Origin of the sequence: Azospirillum sp. 11R-A (assembly GCF_049472615.1) — a bacterium.
Classification (GTDB): Bacteria; Pseudomonadota; Alphaproteobacteria; order Azospirillales; family Azospirillaceae; genus Azospirillum; species Azospirillum palustre.
This window is the reverse complement of record NZ_JBCEBL010000031.1, coordinates 74,065-89,060: the sequence shown is the minus strand read 5'-3', so window position 1 is coordinate 89,060 and position 14,996 is coordinate 74,065. Positions and strand designations below refer to the sequence as shown.

Here is a 14,996-nt window from a genome sequence, read left to right as displayed (position 1 = left end):
GCATAATCACGCCCGGACTCCGCCTGAACGGCGGCTCCGGGCGGCTCGGAGCGCGAAAAGGCGCTCCATTCTGACAAAAACGGGCGCCGAAACGCCATTTCCAAGCCTCAGCGGAGGCAAAAAGCCAAAATATGTTCGTTTTTCCGCGTCCTGCTAACCCTCTCCCCGGAGGGGAGAGGGGATACTGTCCACCTGATCGCGCACCAGACTGCTGGTGGCGGCGACGGTGGTTTCCAGCAGGGGCAGCAAGGCCGCGACCTTGTCGGTGTCGGTGGAGCTGTCGTTGATGGCGCGGGCGATGGCGGCCATGCGCGGCGTGCCGAAATTGGCGGCCAGCCCGGCCAGCGTGTGGGCCGCCTGCTTCAGCTCCTTCGGCCTGCCGGCCTGCAGGGCGGAGCGGATCGCCGTCAGTTCGCGCAGCGCCGTCTCCGGCAGCAGCTGGAGCATGCCGTCCAGCGCCTCGCCGCCCAGCGCCAGCCGCAGTTCGGCCAGCTTCACCCGGTCGACCAGCGGCAGGGCCGAGAAATGGCCGCCCTCGGTCGCCGGGCGGCTGGGCACAGGCACCACGCGCCCCTCCTGCGGCCGGGTCGCCAGATCGACCAGCACGGCGTTCAGCTGGTCCCAGTCGATCGGCTTGGTCAGATAGGCGTCGAGCCCGGCGGCCAGATGGCCGTCGCGATGCTCCGGCAGGGCGTCGGCCGACAGCCCGACGATGGGGATGCGCGCGACCGGCCCGTCCATCCGCCGGATCGCCCGTGCGGTCGACCGCCCGTCCAGCACCGGCATCTCCATGTCGAGGATCAGCGCGTCGTAATCGGCCGCCACGAGCGCGTCCAGCGCCGCCCGCCCGTCGGTCACCGCGTCGATCCGGTGGCCGATGCGGGACATCATGGCGACGACCAGCATGCGGTTGATGTCGTTGTCCTCGGCCAGCAGCAGCCGCAGCGGCACCTGCGTCGGCTCCGGCGTCTCGGCCGCCCCGGGGAGCGCCGGGCGGGCTCCCAGCTCGCCGACCGGCGGCGCCTCCGCCAGCCGGCTGAGGATCGAGAAGCGGAAGGTGGAGCCGCGGCCGGGCGTGCTGGCGACGGTGATCTCGCCGCCCATCGCCTCGACCAGCCGCTTGCAGATCGCCAGCCCCAGGCCGGTGCCGCCATATTTGCGGCTGGTCGACACGTCGGCCTGGACGAAGGCGTCGAACAGGCGGGCGCGCTGTTCGGGCGTCATGCCGATGCCGTTGTCCTCCACCTCGAACCGCAGGGTGACCGGCGCATCGGCCGGTGCCGCACCGGCGGGCGGGTCGGCAGGCGGGTCGGCGGGGGGATCCGGCGACCACACGGCGATCTCGATGGTGCCGCGGTCGGTGAACTTGATGGCGTTCGACACCAGATTGAACAGCACCTGCCGCAGCCGGGTCGGGTCGCCGCGGATGTGGCGCGGTGTGTCGTCGGCAATGGAGGCCGACAGGCTCAGCCCCTTGGCCGCCGCCCGCACCAGGAACAGCTGGACCACGTCGTCCACCAGCCGGGGCAGGGAGAAGTCGATCTCCTCCAGCGTCAGCTGGCCGGCCTCGATCTTCGAGAAATCCAGCACGTCGTTCAGGATGGTCATCAGCGTGCCGGCCGACGACCGCAGCGTCTTGACGAAGGCCTTCTGCTGGTCGTTCAGGCCGGTGCCCATCAGCAGGTCGCCCATGCCGATCACCGCGGTCATCGGCGTGCGCAGCTCGTGGCTCATCATCGCCAGGAAGCGCGACTTGGCGCTGCTGGCATTCTCCGCCGCGATGCGGGCGGCCTCCGCATCCTCGCGGGCGCCGTCCAGCTTCTCGGCCAGGGCGAAGGTCTCGGCCGCCAGCCGGGTCAGCTGGTCCTCGGCGGCGCGCAGCTCCTCCTGCGACCGGCGGCTCTGAGTCACGTCGGCGCAGGAGCCGGCGATCCAGCGCGCCCGGCCATCGGACACCCCTCCCGCTTCCGGCACCGGCCGCAGGGTCAGCGCGTTCCAGAAGGCGCTGCCGTCCTTGCGATAGTTCAGCACTTCCACCGACAGGGGCCGCGCCGCCGCCATGGCGGCGCGAATCGCCGCGGCGGTGTCCGGATCGGTGTCCGGCCCTTGCAGGAAATCGCCGTTCCGCCCGATCACCTCGCCGGCCTCATAGCCGATCATGTCGAGGAAGGCGCGGTTGCAATAGACGATGGGATGGTCGGGCCGGGTGGCGTCGGCCACGACGAGGCCGGCCCCGCTGGTCTCGACCACGGCGGCCAGCATCGCTGCATCGGACATCGCGGCGTCGGCCATCGTGGCGTTGGGCGAAGCGTCGAAGGGCGGCGTGGCGGAGGAGGGCGGCGCGGTCACGGGCGGGTCCTGATCGGTTCGGAAAGAGCGCGCGAGGGTTCAGGATAAGCGGTCGCCGGGCCGATTGCCATTGCCCGGCCGGAGGGCCCGGCCATGCAAGCCGGTTGGCCGAGCCGATTTGCCGGACACTGTATGCGAACGGTTGTCATCGTTGCGTCATAGCGATTCCGTTAACGACTGTGCAATGGTGTAGTCAGAAAACTGTGCGGGCCGGCCATGCCGATAGCGGCCGGAGAACTTTGGCGGAGCGGAGAGCGTCATGGTGGTGGAGGCAGGCAACCGGACCCGCCAGGTCCGGACGATACACGATCTCGGTGTGCTGCTGGTCGAGGATGACGACTTCACCCGCAAGTTGATCTACCGGCTCCTGCACGACATCGGGCTCCGCACGGTGTTCGAGGCGGCGGACGGCATCCAGGCGCTCGACATCCTGCGCAAGAGCGGCGAGGACGTCGACGTTGTGATCTGCGACCTGGAAATGCCGCGCATGGGCGGGCTGGACCTGCTGCACGCGCTGCGCACCGCCACCGGCAACCCGCTGGCCGACCTGCCGGTGCTGGTGCTGACCGGCCACCGCGAGGCCGACGTGGTGAAGCGCGCCATCGCCTACGGCATCTCCGGCTATCTGGTGAAGCCGGTGTCGAAGGCCGACCTGATGAAGCGCCTGACCTTCGTCATGCAGAAGCGCTGACGGTCGGGAACGGCGGGCCGCGGCTCCGCCTGCGGCTCCATTGCGCACCGCAACCCGCTCTGGCGCTTTCGCCGTCCTTGCTGTAGAAGGAAGGCTGATGCCGCCGTGACGCGAAAGGTCCATGGGTTCCTTCCATCCTTCGCCCGGCCCGCTCCGATCCCGTTTCCGGCCTCGGGGAGAGCCGTGAGCAAAGATCGACCTCCCGGGTCGTCCCCCAGGTCGCATGACGCACGCCCCTCCGGTGCGGACCGGTCCTGCGCGCGCGTTTCCGATCTGCTGGACGACTTCCTGACGCGCGGCGACGCCGCCGAGTCCGGCGGTTCCGATCCGGACGATCCGTCCCCGGCAAGCACCCCGCCCGGCGGGGATCGCTCCAAAATCCCGTTCGGCGAGGACCGCTCTAAGATCTCGCTCGGCGAGATCATGGACGCGCTGGGCGACCGCGCCTTCGGTGCGCTGCTGCTGATCCTGTCGATTCCCAACGTGCTGCCGGTCCCCGGCCTGTCGACCGCCACCGGCGTGCCGATGATCCTGCTCGGTGCCCAGATGGCGGCGGGCCGGCACAGCCCCTGGCTGCCCCGCCGCATGCTGACGGCCAGCTTCGACCGCAAGGCCTTCCTGGGCGTCATCCGCCGGGCCAAGCCGTGGGCGGAGCGGGTGGAGCGTCATCTGCGCCCGCGCCTGCCGGCGATGGCCGGCCCGACCGCCGAACGGCTGCTCGGGCTGGCGGTGGTGGTCCTGGCCGTCATCCTGTCCCTTCCCATCGTCTTCGGAAACCAGCCTCCCGCCCTCGCCATCGCGCTGATCGCGCTGGGGCTGATGGAATCCGACGGAGTCTTCGTCTCGGCCGGCCTCGTCGCCGGCCTTCTTGCCATCGTCATCGTCGCCGCCGTCCTGCTCGGTCTCGGGCAGGCGGCGGTCGCGGTGGCGCAACAATTGATCGGTTGAGGGAGCGCCCCCAAAGGGCACAAAGCCATGATTTGGGAACTGTTGGTCATCGTCCTGCTGATCCTGCTCAACGCCTTCTTCGCGATGTCGGAGATGGCGCTGGTGTCGGCGCGCCGCGCCCGGCTTCAGCAGATGGCCGAGGAAAAGGGCGGCGCCGGTGCCCGCGCGGCCCTGGAGCTGTCGGAAGACCCGAGCCGCTTCCTGTCCACCGTGCAGGTCGGCATCAGCCTGACCGGCATCATCGCCGGCGCCTATGGCGGCTCCACCCTGGCCGAACGGCTCGGCGGCGTGCTGGACGAACAGGTCGCCTGGATCGCGCCATACGGCCACACCGTCGCCTTCGCCCTGGTGGTCGCCGCCATCACCTATTTCTCCCTCATCATCGGCGAACTGGTGCCCAAGCGGGTCGCGCTGATCTCGTCGGAGCGGATCGCCTCGCTGGTCGCCTCCCCGATGCGGACGGTGTCGCGCCTGTCGGCTCCGGTGGTCTGGCTGCTCGGCGTGTCGAGCGACGCGGTGCTGAAGCTCTTGCGCCTGCCGACCTCGCGCGAGCAGACGGTGACGGAGGAGGAGGTCAAGACCCTGATCGCCGAAGGCACCCAGAGCGGCGTCTTCGAGCCGGCCGAACGCCAGATGATCGAGGGGGTGATGCACCTGTCCGACCGCACGGTGCGGTCGATCATGACGCCGCGCCCCGACCTGATGTGGCTCGACATCGACGACAGCCCCGAAACCCTGGCCCGCGAGATCTGCGAGAGCGGCTATTCCCGCTTCCCGGTCTGCCGCGGCGACGTGGACGAGGTGCAGGGCATCGTCGCGACCAAGGCTCTGCTCGACCAGTCCTTGAAGGGGATTTCCTTCGACCTGCGGACGGCGATGGTCCAGCCGCTGGTCGTCCATGACGGCACGCCGGTCTTCCGCCTGCTCGACCTGTTCAAGCAGGCCAGCGTCCACATGGCGGTGGTGGTCGACGAATATGGCAGCGTCGAGGGTCTGGTCACCATGACCGACATCCTGGAGGCCATCGCCGGCGAGCTGCCGGACAGCACCCAGGAAGGCGAGGCCAACGCCGTCCAGCGCGAGGACGGCAGCTGGCTGGTCGACGGCATGACCCCGGTCGAGGAGGTCGAGGCGCTGGTCGGCGTCAAGAACATGAAGGGGGAGGGCGATTTCCACACCATCGCCGGCTTCCTGCTCGACCGGTTCGGCCATGTCCCGACCGCGGCCGAGCATTTTCATTGGAACGGCATCCGCTTCGAGGTCGTCGACATGGACGGCCGCCGCATCGACAAGGTGCTGATCCAGCTGAACCCCGAAGTCTCGGAGGGCTGAGGAAAGCGGCCTCGCTTTGGCTATTTTCATATGTCGTCCGCATGCTGGAAGGGCTAATTGCCCCAACCGCCATCAAGGGGAGATAGTCGGGCATTCCCAGCCAAGGCAGCGGCGCTGGGGAGACCGTGGGCGGCCCGCCGCCCTCGCCTCAATGTCCGGATGGCTTCCTTGAACATGCTTCGCGTCGTCTCGACCGCCCCCACGTTCTCCCCATTCCAGGAGGAACAGGACGGCTCGTCGGACATCGCCCTGCTCCATGCGATCAGCATCGACCTGATCGCGGAGCAGGACCGGATGGCGCTCTACGGCAAGATCGTCGATGCGGCCATCGCGATCACCCGGTCACAATTCGGCACCATGCAGTTGAAGCGCCAGCCCTCCGACGGCGGCGCCCCCGGTCTGCACCTGCTCGTGTCCCGCGGTCTGACGGCAGAGGACAGGGCCGTATGGCAGTGGGTCGATCCGGCGGCGCACAGCAGTTGCACCGCCGCGCTCAAATCCGGCCGGCGGGTGGTCATCCCGGACTACGAGATGTGGGACGAGATCAGAGGCACAAGGGACCTCGAAGCGTTTCGTCGCGCCGGCATCCGGTCCGCGCAGACGACGCCGCTGGTCTCCCGGGATGGAACCCTGCTCGGCATGATCTCGACCCACTGGGACGAACCGCACGAGCCGTCCCGACGCGATTTGCGCCTGTTGGACATTCTGGCGCGCCAGGCGGCCGACCTGCTCGACCGCATGATCGCCGAAGAGGCGCTGAGGGATCGGGAACAGGAGCTGGAAAAGACGGTCGCGGCCCTTCGGAAGAACGAAGAGCTGCAAAAGGTGCTGAACGACGAGCTCGGTCATCGCGTCAAGAACCTGTTCGCCGTGGTCGCGGCGATCGCGTCGTACACGTTGCGTGGGTCGAGCGATCAATCGCGGTCGCGAACCCTGCAGGATCGCCTGATGGCGCTCAGTTCGGCGCACGACATCCTTCCGCAATCGAGCTGGAAGCCGGCTCTGCTCAAGGACGTCGCCGTCGCGGCCATGGCCAATGCCGGCATAAGGGATCGGATCGGGATCGATGGCCCCGATGTCGCCTTGGGTTCGAAGGCCGCTCTGAACCTCGCTCTCATCCTCCATGAACTGGCCACCAACGTCCTGAAATACGGCTCCCTGTCGCTCGGCGCCGGCTTCGTCGACCTTTCCTGGAGGATCGGCGGCGAGCCGGCGTCCGAAACCCTGTATTTGAGCTGGAAAGAGACCAAGGGCCCCATAGTCCGGAAACCGACGGGCTCCGGATTCGGTTCGAGGCTGATCGGCGCCGGGATCGCCGGCTCGGGCAACGTGGCGATCTCCTACAAGACGACCGGGCTCGAATGTGAGATGAGCGCTCCGCTGAATGAACTGGGTGGCTCGGAATAGCGCCGGCTGCTCTCGCGCCGGCCACTCTCGCCGAAGGATCGCGTTCGGGCGATTCGGCCCGGTTCGGGGAAACCGGCCCTTCAGTGCAAGGCCGCTCCGCCCTCCGCCAGTCCGAACGGCCGCTCGTCCGCGTTGGTGATCCGCACCGCCTCCACCAGATCGCGGACTTCTTCGGACAGATCGTCGGCGTTCCAGCCATGCCCATCGGCGCCGGCCACCACCAGCAGGCGGAGCGTGGTGCGCAGCAGGTCTCCGGCTTCCCAGCCGTTGGACCGCTCCGCCTCGCGCGCCATGTGCAGCAGGCCGGTGGCACAGTTCAGGACCTCGGGGTCGACCTTCATCGGGCGCTCCTCCTCGCCCGCAAAGGGCGAACTCTGTTGGTCTGACGAACAATTATTGGAACGCCACCTTGGTCTGTCAAACCCATCCTTCAGCGGCAGAGGAAGGGCTTAGGTGCCGTGCAGCGGTTCGATCCGGAAACGAGACGCGGATCCCGTGCCGCTGTTGACAGGCTCCCTACTAGTTGGTAGGTTCGGTGTATGAACACGCAATCGACCAGGGCCGCCGACATTCTCGACTGCGCGCGCGCGCTCATCGTCAGGGGCGGCTACAACAGTTTCAGCTATGCCGACATTTCCAAGGTCGTCGGCATCCGCACGGCGAGCATACACCATCATTTTCCCAGTAAATCGGATCTGGTGCGGGTGCTCGTCGCGCAATACCGCAAGGAGGCTTCGGACGGACTGGCCCAACTGGAGCAGCTTGTCCCCGATCCGCTGGACCAGCTCCGCGCCTATCTCGGCTATTGGGAGAAGTGTTTCGCCGATACGGCCGCCCCCTTCTGTGTCTGTGCGCTGCTCGCGGGCGAAATCCCGGTTCTGCCGGACGATGTCGCCGCGGAAGTGCGGGCACATTTCCGCCGGCTCGCCGACTGGTTGACGGGAGTCCTCGAACGCGGCGCCGCGCAAGGCCGCCTCCGCCTGTCCGAAAACGCCAGGGCCGACGCCGAAATGTTCATGGCGGCCACACACGGCGCGATGCTGTCGGCCCGTGCCTACGGCGACGCCACGGCCTTCGGCGCCATAACCCGTCCCCTGCTGGAGCGGATCGCCGCCTGAAAGCGTGGCCTTGCCCGCTGGGCAAACACTCGGACCCAATGCCTACCAACCAGTAGGTAGCTTTAACTCCCATGAGGCGGGGCCTGTCCTGCCGGCCCTTCCGCTCCCGCTGCTCTCGACTTGAAAGGCAATCGCCGATGTTCGGAATTTCTCCCATTGGCTGGGTTCATACGCTCGGCAGTCTGCCGGCCATTCCCGTAGCCGCCTACATGTTCGCCCGCCATGGCCGGATCGTGCCGCGTTCCGTGCCCGGTGTTGTCTATTTCGCCTCCATGCTGATCGGGGCCTCGACGGTCTTCCTCGTCGCCCATCAGCCGGTCAGCGTCGGCATCGGCGCAGTGACCATCCTGCTGCTGCTTGCGGGTTATGGGATCGGGTGGGCACCAGCGCGGCGTGCGGCCCGCTACGTCGAGACCGTCTGCCTCAGCGTCAGCGCCTTCCTGCTGATGGTGCCGACGGTCAGCGAAATCCTGCGCCGGGTCCCGGACGGCCACCCTCTGGTGACCGACCTGAAGTCGCCGCTGCTGCTGGGCGCTCAGGGCGCGCTGGCGGTCCTCCTCGTCATCGGGCTGACCGCCCAGATCGTCCATCTGGCGCGGCGCCGGCAATAGACCGTCTCCCCCGCCGGACGCAGCGGTTCACTCCTCCAGCGGCGGCAGCCGGGAAATGAAGCGGCCCTTGACGCCCTGGGGCCATTGCTTGAACGGAACGATGCCGTCCTCGGTGGCGGCATAGGCGCGCAGATAGGCGGTCAGCGTCTCCACCGTCATCTCGTCCGGGGCGAAGTCGCCCAGCACATAGCTCATCCGCGCGGCGGAGCGTACGGCGACGGCGCAGGGGCGGCGGCAGCTCATCAGGCAGCGCATCGGGCGCAGCCGCACCGCTGCGGCCAGATCGGGGTTGTCGGCCAGCGCGCGCTCCATCAGCGCCACCAGCTCCGCCCCCGGCCGGACGGCGTCGGGCGGGTCTTCCGGACGGCGGCAGGTCTCACAGACGACAAGCTCGACGGTCATGCTCTGGCTTTCAAAACTGTTCGGGGGAGCCGTGAGGTCTGACAGCTAGAGCCCGGTCCGGTGACTGTCAACGCGCTTGCAGCTTGCCAACCACCCCGAAACTCCCGACGATGCGGGCCATCGGGGGCGACGGGCGGGAATGGCGGACGGGCATGAGCGCGAGGCAACGGATCGTCCGTGAACGCCGGCAATACAACCAGCTCGCCGCCGACCAGACGCTGGAGGACTACGCGCTCCGCTACACCGCGGAACGGGCGCGGCGCTGGAGCGCCTGGCGCGTCGCCAACACCGCGCTGGGCGCCATCTCCTTCCTGGCCTGCGAGGCGCTCGGCGCCGCCGTCACCCTGACCTACGGCTTCGAGAACGCCATGGCCGCCATCCTGGCGGTGGCGCTGCTCAGCATCCTGGTCGGGCTGCCGATCACCTACCATGCGGCCAAGGCCGGGGTGGACATCGACCTGCTGGCCCGCGGCGCCGGCTTCGGCTATCTCGGCTCGACCATCACCTCGCTGGTCTACGCCTCCTTCACCTTCATCCTGTTCTCCATCGAGGCCAGCATCATGTCGGCCGGGCTGACCATGGTGCTGGGCATCCCGGCCTCGGTCGCCCATGTCATCAGCTCGCTGGCGGTGATCCCCATCGCCGTCTACGGCATCCGCTTCATCAGCCGCATGCAGTGGGCGACGCAGCCGGTGTGGATCCTGCTGCAATGCGTGCCGCTGGCCTATTTCTTCCTGCTCGACCGCGAGACGCTGGCGCAATGGACCTCGCTGCCGGGCGTCTACGCCCCCGATGGCGGGCTGTCGCTGCTTCCCTTCGGCATGGCGGCGTCGGTCCTGCTGTCGCTGCTGCCGCAGATCGGCGAGCAGGTCGACTATCTGCGCTTCCTGCCGTCCCAGGCCCGCATCGGGCGACTGCGCTGGTGGGCGGCGATGCTGGCCGGCGGGCCGGGCTGGGTGCTGATCGGCAGCCTGAAGCTGGCGGCGGGCTCGCTGCTGGCCTTCCTCGCCATCAAGCACGGGCTGCCGCTGGAGGACGCGGTGCAGCCCAACAGCCTGTACCACATGGCCTTCCTCGACGTGTTCGGCTCCCCCGCCGCGGCGCTGGCGCTGACCGGCATCTTCGTCGTCGTCTGCCAGATGAAGATCAACGTCACCAACGCCTATGCCGGCTCCATCGCCTGGTCGAACTTCTTCTCCCGCCTGACCCGCAGCCACCCCGGCCGCGTCGTCTGGCTGGTCTTCAACGTGCTGCTCGCCCTGCTGCTGATGGAGATCGGCATCCTCGGCGTGATCGAGAGCATCCTCGGCCTCTACGCCAATGTCGCGGTGGGCTGGCTGGGAGCGGTCGCCGCCGATCTGGCCGTCAACAAGCCCTTGGGGTTCAGCCCGCCGGGGATCGAGTTCAAGCGCGCCCACCTTTACGACATCAACCCCGTCGGCACCGGCGCCATGGGCCTGTCGGTGCTGTGCTCCACCACCGCCTTCTTCGGGCTGCTCGGGCCGGTGGCCCAGGCGCTGGCCCCCTTCATCGGGCTGGTGGTCGCCTTCGCCGCCGCCCCGCTGATCGCCTGGAGGACGAAGGGCCGCTATTACATCGCCCGCAAGTCCGACAAGCTGCCGGGCGACGCCGCGACCATCCGCTGTTCGATCTGCGAGAATCCGTTCGAACGGCAGGACATGGCCTTCTGCCCGGCCTACGACGCGCCGATCTGCTCGCTCTGCTGCACGCTGGAGGCGCGCTGCCACGATCTGTGCAAGACCGACAGCCGCTTCGCCGACCAGATCGCCCGCAGCCTGCAACGGGTGCTGCCCAGGCGGATGGCGGCCGGCGTCCACAGCCGTACCGGCCATTTCATCGGGGTGATGACGCTGTTCTCGCTGGTGCTGGGCGGGGTGCTCGTGGTCATCGACTTCCAGTACGCCAATGCCGAGGCGGCGGAGCGGGCGGCGATCCACACCGCGCTGGTCTCCGTCTTCGTCTGCCTGTTCATCCTGTCCGGCGTCGCCGCCTGGCTCCTGGTGCTGGCCCAGGAGAGCCGCCGCAAGGCGGAGGAGGAGACCGGCCGGCAGACCGCCATGCTGATGGACGAGATCGCCGCCCACGAACGCACCGACGCCGCCCTCCAGAAGGCCAAGGAGGTGGCGGAGGCCGCCAACGCCGCCAAGAGCCGCTACATCATCGGCGTCAGCCACGAGATCCGCGCGCCGCTGAACGCCATCTCCGGCTATGCCCAGCTGCTGGAGAGCAACAGCACCCAGCGCCCGCAGGACGCCGTCCGCGTCATCCGCCGCAGTGCCGAGCATCTGTCGAACCTGATCGACGGTCTGCTCGACATTTCCAAGATCGAATCGGGGCTGCGCCGGCTCAGCCGCGACAAGGTGCAGCTGATCGATTTCCTCGACCAGCTGGCCGACATGTTCCGCATCCAGGCCACCGCCAAGGGGCTGGAATTCCGCTATGCCCGCGTGCCCCACCTGCCGGCCTGGGTCCACACCGACAGCAAGATCCTGCGCCAGATCCTGATCAACCTGCTGTCGAATGCGGTGAAATACACCGAGAGCGGCCATGTCGCCCTGACCGTCCGCTACCGCAGCCAGATCGCCGAGTTCGAGATCGCCGACAGCGGCATCGGCATCCGCGAGGAGGATCTCGATCGCGTCTTCGAGCCGTTCGAGCGCGGGCGCGGGGCGGCGGTGCGGGCGGTGGCCGGCACCGGGCTCGGCCTGACCATCACGCGGGTGCTGACCCGGATCATGGGCGGGGACATCGCGCTGCGCAGCAAGGCGGGGGAGGGCAGCGTCTTCACCGTCCGCCTGCTTTTGTCGGAGGCGATGCACCGGCCGGGCGAGCAGGCGGAGCGCCGCGCCATCACCGGCTATGCCGGGCCGCAGATCACCATCCTGCTGGCCGACGACGACCGCGACCATCTGGCGCTGATGACCGACATCCTGCGTCCGCTGGGCTTCGTGCTGTTCACCGCGTCCGACGCCGCCACCTGCCTTGAGCTGGCGGCACAGTGCAAGCCCGACGTCGCCATGCTCGACATCTCGATGCCGGGCGAGAGCGGCTGGGACGTGGCGGAGGGCTTGCGCCGGCAGTTCGCCGACCGCATCCGCATCGTCATGGTCTCCGCCAACGCCTACGAGGCGCAGGGGCCGGGCGACGGCCGGGCGCCGCACGACGCCTTCGTTGCCAAGCCCATCGAAATCCACGCCCTGCTCGACCGGCTCCAGGCGCTGACCGGGCTGGAATGGATCCATGCGGTGGAAAAACCGGCGGAACCGCTTGCGCCGCCCGCGGCAGCGGCCGATCAAGCATCCATGCCCGCCCCGCCGCCGGTCCAACCTCCCGTTCCGCCGCCTGCCCTCCAGCCGGCAGCCGGCCCGCCGGAGTCGGCGCTGCGTCATCTCGACGACCTGCGCCAGCTCGGCCGGATCGGCTATATTCGCGGGATCGAGGCCAAGCTGCGCGAGATCGAGGCGGAGGACGCCGCCGCGACGTCCTTCGTCGAACGGCTGCGAACGCTGGTGCGCGCCTTCGACCTGAAAGGGTATATGCGTGCGGTGGAAGAGGCGGCGGCTCAGCGAGATGCCGCACGGAACGAAAAAGATCGGGCCGAAGATGATCTGGCAGAAGACGGGGCCGTGACCGGATGAAGCGCCGCGACATGATCCTGGTGGTGGACGACACCCCCGACACGCTGGGATTCCTGACGGAGGCCATCGAACAGGCCGACCTGACCGTGCTGGTCGCCGTCGATGGCGAGAGCGCGCTGGAGCTGGTCGGCCAGATCACGCCGGACCTGATCCTGATGGACGCGGTGATGCCCGGCCTCGACGGCTTCGAAACCTGCCGGCGGCTGAAGCAGATCCCCCACCTGTCGCACATCCCCGTCATCTTCATGACCGGCCTCAGCGAGACCGAGCATGTGGTGAAGGGGCTGGAGGCCGGCGGCGTCGATTACGTCACCAAGCCCATCGTGGTGGACGAGCTGATCGCCCGCATCCGCGTCCACCTGACCAACGCCCGCGTCGCCTACGCCGCCCGCGCCGCCCTCGACGCCACCGGCCGCTTCCTGCTGGCGACGGACGGGGAGGGCAGGCTGCTGTGGTGCACCCCGCAGGCGGAGCGGCTGCTGGCCGGCCTGCCGCCGGACGCGGCCTCCGGTCTGGCCGCCGGTCTGGCGGGCCTGCGCCGGACGGCCTCTCCCGGCAATGCGGCGGAGACCTTCACGGCGGAGCTGCCGGACGGCGAGGGGGGGCGGCGGCTGGAGTTCACCTATCTCAGCCCGGCCAACCCCGACGAGTATCTGTTCCGCCTCAGCGAGCCGACCGCCGGCCGGCAGGAGGCGGTGCTGCGCGACGCTCTCGGCCTCACCGCGCGGGAGGCGGAGGTGCTGCTGTGGATCGCCAACGGCAAGCCCAACCGCGACATCGGCGAGATCCTGGGCATCAGCCCGCGTACGGTGAACAAGCACCTGGAGCAGGTCTTCACCAAACTGGGCGTTGAGAACCGCGCGTCTGCCGCCGCGCTGGCGATCCGCACCCTGGCCGCGCGGGCGTGACGGCAGGCCGCTACCGCACCGCCTGTTCGAAGGTCTGGCGTTGACCGCCGCCCTCCACCCGCAGCCTCAGGTAGGACCGCCGGCTCAGATGCTGGGCGATCGCCATTTCGCCGCAGAGCAGCAATTCGTAACCAAGCCCTTGCAGATAGGACAGCAGCGCCTCCTGCGAGGCGCGGATGCCGGGTATGGCCTCGGCGTCCCACAGCTCGAACAGGACCGGCGGATAGCCGCTCCGTTTCAGCGTCTCCGCGGCGCCTTTCAGAACCGGCAGCTCCATCCCCTCGACGTCCAGCTTCAGCAGGGCAAGGTCGCCGATGCCGAAATCGTCCAGCCGCGCCATGCTGGCCTGCCCCATCCGCGCTTCCGGCAAGTCGGTATCGCAGCCCATCCCGACCTCGCGGCGGGCACGTCTCACCTCGGGATCGAGGCTGAGCGCGCCCAGATTGCGGTCGTTGGAGTAATCGGGGATGGGAATCCCGATCATGTCCATCCGTTCGCCCAGCGCCAGATTGTGGACCAGGACGGTATCCAGTCCATTCAGCGCGACCGACCCGCAGAGCAGATGGTAAAGTGGCCGCTGCACTTCGAAGCTGACCACGCGGTGGCTGTCGCGGAAGGCCAGGGCCATCGGGATGGTGAAGGCGCCGACATTCGCGCCGCCGTCCACGATGGTGCCGCCCCCATCCCCGATATGCACCAGCGCCTTGGCGACCATCTGCGTCACCGGCTCCCATTGGCCGTCGCGGCGCAGGTGGCCGGTGATGCCGTCGATGGTATCGAACAGCAGGAACCGGCCCGTCTTGGTTTCCACCACGGTGGCATTCGGAAGCATGACGGCAAAGCCTCGCAACTGGGGACGCGCCATCATATCCGACGCCGGCCGGGCATCAAACGGCGGCGCTCCTCAGACCTCGACGGTCGGCTCCCCAGGGCTCCGGCCGGCGATGATGTGGTTCATGATGCAGGTCATCACCGGCTCGCCGCGCTGGTTCAGCGTGGTGTAGGCCAGCCGCACCGTGCCGCGGCCGCCGCGGCGCGACGGGATCGTCTCCACCACCTCCACCCGGACGCGGATGGTGTCGCCGGGCCGCACCGGCCGCAGCCAGCGCAGCTCGTCCATCCCCGATCCGCCCAGGCTGGTGCCGGTGATCAGCCCGATGTCGCGGAACAGCCGGAAGGTCAGCGACAGCGTGTGGAAGCCGCTGGCGATCAGCCCCTGGAACGGCCCGTCCGCCGCCGCGACAGTGTCGATGTGGAAGGGCTGCGGGTCGAAGCGCAGGGCGAAATCCATGATCTGGCTTTCGGTCAGGGTCGCCCCTTCTGAGTCGAACACCTCGCCGATGCGGAAATCCTCGAAATGGCGGCCGGGCATCGTCTCGTTTCTCCCCTTGGTCATGGCTTGCCGATCGGGTCTTGCCGATCGGGTCTTGCCGATCGGGTTTTGTCGTTGGCGCCGGAGAGTAGCCCGCCCGACGCATCCGGCAAAGGGCAGGGACATCACGGCCAGGGCATAGGCCCTACGGCGTAAACCTTTGGCGTAATTCGCATTCCTGTTGTGATCGGGCATGTTC

General features: G+C 68.4%; 13 protein-coding genes. 8 read left to right on the top strand and 5 right to left on the bottom strand.

Features of this window, described 5'->3' with window-relative positions:
* Positions 1 to 153 precede the first annotated feature (153 nt).
* Entirely contained in the window at positions 154 to 2,349 is a 2,196-nt protein-coding gene (locus VH569_RS29660) for an ATP-binding protein (protein ID WP_423320203.1), read from the bottom strand.
* A 259-nt stretch (positions 2,350 to 2,608) separates the two neighbouring features.
* On the opposite strand from VH569_RS29660, the gene VH569_RS29655 reads away from it, so the two are divergent.
* The 4 genes from VH569_RS29655 to VH569_RS29640 all read left to right on the top strand — a co-directional run bounded on the left by VH569_RS29655 (position 2,609) and on the right by VH569_RS29640 (position 6,727).
* The gene (locus VH569_RS29655) at positions 2,609 to 3,040 is read left to right on the top strand and encodes a response regulator (RefSeq protein WP_174474986.1); all 432 of its coding nucleotides are present in this window, start codon (positions 2,609 to 2,611) and stop codon (positions 3,038 to 3,040) included.
* A gap of 183 nt (positions 3,041 to 3,223) precedes the next feature.
* Positions 3,224 to 3,988, top strand: coding sequence for an exopolysaccharide biosynthesis protein (locus VH569_RS29650; RefSeq protein WP_423320200.1), 765 nt, complete (start codon positions 3,224 to 3,226; stop codon positions 3,986 to 3,988).
* 27 nt (positions 3,989 to 4,015) lie between these two features.
* On the top strand, positions 4,016 to 5,320 hold the full coding sequence (locus tag VH569_RS29645; protein WP_395455109.1) for a hemolysin family protein: 1,305 nt from the start codon (positions 4,016 to 4,018) through the stop codon (positions 5,318 to 5,320).
* Between the two features lie 174 nt (positions 5,321 to 5,494).
* Positions 5,495 to 6,727, top strand: a complete 1,233-nt coding sequence (locus VH569_RS29640) for an HWE histidine kinase domain-containing protein (protein WP_423320207.1) — start codon at positions 5,495 to 5,497, stop codon at positions 6,725 to 6,727.
* An 80-nt stretch (positions 6,728 to 6,807) separates the two neighbouring features.
* Here the strand turns inward: VH569_RS29640 and VH569_RS29635 are convergent, their stop codons facing one another.
* Positions 6,808 to 7,068 (bottom strand): hypothetical protein, encoded by a 261-nt coding sequence (locus VH569_RS29635; protein WP_423320198.1) that lies wholly within the window; start codon positions 7,066 to 7,068, stop codon positions 6,808 to 6,810.
* Positions 7,069 to 7,266: 198 nt separating this feature from the next.
* Here VH569_RS29635 and VH569_RS29630 point away from each other — a divergent pair, with 198 nt between their 5' ends.
* Positions 7,267 to 7,845: a TetR/AcrR family transcriptional regulator gene (locus VH569_RS29630; RefSeq protein WP_423320196.1), complete on the top strand. Its 579-nt coding sequence runs from the start codon at positions 7,267 to 7,269 to the stop codon at positions 7,843 to 7,845.
* A 137-nt stretch (positions 7,846 to 7,982) separates the two neighbouring features.
* Positions 7,983 to 8,456: a hypothetical protein gene (locus VH569_RS29625; RefSeq protein ID WP_423320194.1), complete on the top strand. Its 474-nt coding sequence runs from the start codon at positions 7,983 to 7,985 to the stop codon at positions 8,454 to 8,456.
* Between the two features lie 27 nt (positions 8,457 to 8,483).
* Here VH569_RS29625 and VH569_RS29620 read toward each other — a convergent pair whose 3' ends face one another.
* A complete protein-coding gene (locus VH569_RS29620) occupies positions 8,484 to 8,858 on the bottom strand; it encodes a DUF1636 domain-containing protein (RefSeq protein WP_376960012.1) in 375 nt (124 codons plus the stop codon).
* A 152-nt stretch (positions 8,859 to 9,010) separates the two neighbouring features.
* Between VH569_RS29620 and VH569_RS29615 the strand changes: the two genes are divergently transcribed.
* Together VH569_RS29615 and VH569_RS29610 are read left to right on the top strand one after the other, a co-directional pair.
* On the top strand, positions 9,011 to 12,517 hold the full coding sequence (locus VH569_RS29615) for an ATP-binding protein (RefSeq protein ID WP_423320191.1): 3,507 nt from the start codon (positions 9,011 to 9,013) through the stop codon (positions 12,515 to 12,517).
* Entirely contained in the window at positions 12,514 to 13,425 is a 912-nt protein-coding gene (locus tag VH569_RS29610) for a response regulator (RefSeq protein WP_423320190.1), read from the top strand. The genes VH569_RS29615 and VH569_RS29610 overlap by 4 nt, the downstream gene beginning before the upstream one ends.
* Positions 13,426 to 13,435: 10 nt before the next feature.
* Here the strand turns inward: VH569_RS29610 and VH569_RS29605 are convergent, their stop codons facing one another.
* Positions 13,436 to 14,257, bottom strand: coding sequence for an FkbM family methyltransferase (locus tag VH569_RS29605; RefSeq protein ID WP_423320188.1), 822 nt, complete (start codon positions 14,255 to 14,257; stop codon positions 13,436 to 13,438).
* 72 nt (positions 14,258 to 14,329) lie between these two features.
* On the bottom strand, positions 14,330 to 14,821 hold the full coding sequence (locus VH569_RS29600; RefSeq protein WP_423320187.1) for a MaoC family dehydratase: 492 nt from the start codon (positions 14,819 to 14,821) through the stop codon (positions 14,330 to 14,332).
* Positions 14,822 to 14,996: the final 175 nt, after the last annotated feature.